The organism is Pseudoalteromonas rubra (assembly GCF_004212645.1).
Lineage (GTDB): Bacteria > Pseudomonadota > Gammaproteobacteria > Enterobacterales > Alteromonadaceae > Pseudoalteromonas > Pseudoalteromonas rubra_G.
On sequence record NZ_PPUZ01000171.1, the window covers coordinates 1 to 1142 of the forward strand.

Below are 1142 nucleotides of genomic sequence, written 5' to 3' on the forward strand. Positions count from 1 at the left end.
ATGGCAAAAGAAAAGTTTGAACGTTCGAAACCGCACGTTAACGTTGGTACTATCGGCCACGTTGACCACGGTAAAACTACCCTAACTGCAGCAATCACTAACGTACTTGCAAAAGTATACGGTGGTGAAGCGAAAGACTTCGCATCAATCGATAACGCTCCAGAAGAGCGTGAGCGTGGTATCACAATCTCAACTTCACACGTTGAGTATGACACACCAACTCGCCACTACGCGCACGTTGACTGTCCTGGACACGCTGACTACGTTAAAAACATGATCACTGGTGCTGCTCAGATGGACGGCGCGATCCTGGTAGTTGCTGCAACTGACGGTCCTATGCCTCAAACACGTGAGCACATCCTACTTTCTCGTCAGGTTGGTGTACCTTACATCATCGTATTCATGAACAAGTGTGACATGGTTGACGACGAAGAGCTACTAGAGCTAGTAGAGATGGAAGTTCGTGAACTTCTTTCTGAGTACGACTTCCCAGGTGATGACCTGCCTCTAATCCAGGGTTCTGCTCTTAAAGCGCTTGAAGGCGAGAAAGAGTGGGAAGACAAGATCGTTGAGCTTGCAGAAGCACTAGATTCTTACATCCCAGAGCCAGAGCGTGACATCGATAAGCCGTTCATCATGCCTATCGAAGACGTATTCTCAATTCAGGGTCGTGGTACAGTTGTAACTGGCCGTGTTGAAGCTGGTATCATCAACGTGAACGACGAAGTTGAAATCGTAGGTATCAAAGAAACTACGAAGACAACTTGTACAGGTGTTGAAATGTTCCGTAAGCTGCTTGACGAAGGTCGTGCAGGTGAGAACATCGGTGCCCTTCTACGTGGTACTAAGCGTGACGAAGTTGAGCGTGGTCAGGTTCTTGCTAAGCCTGGTTCAATCACTCCACACACTAAGTTCACTTCAGAAGTATACGTACTGTCTAAAGATGAAGGTGGTCGTCACACTCCATTCTTCAAAGGCTACCGTCCACAGTTCTACTTCCGTACAACTGACGTAACTGGTAACGTTGAGCTGCCAGAAGGCGTTGAAATGGTAATGCCTGGTGACAACATCAAGATGACTGTTGAGCTGATCTGCCCAATCGCGATGGACGAAGGTCTACGTTTCGCGATCCGTGAAGGTGG

The 1142-nt window shown here is 48.0% G+C and carries 1 protein-coding gene; it reads left to right on the plus strand.

The genetic code is table 11. The annotated features are described in order from the left end of the window. On the plus strand, nucleotides 1-1142 hold a 1142-nt coding region (gene tuf, locus C3B51_RS23355), incomplete at its 3' end, for an elongation factor Tu (RefSeq protein ID WP_130246557.1).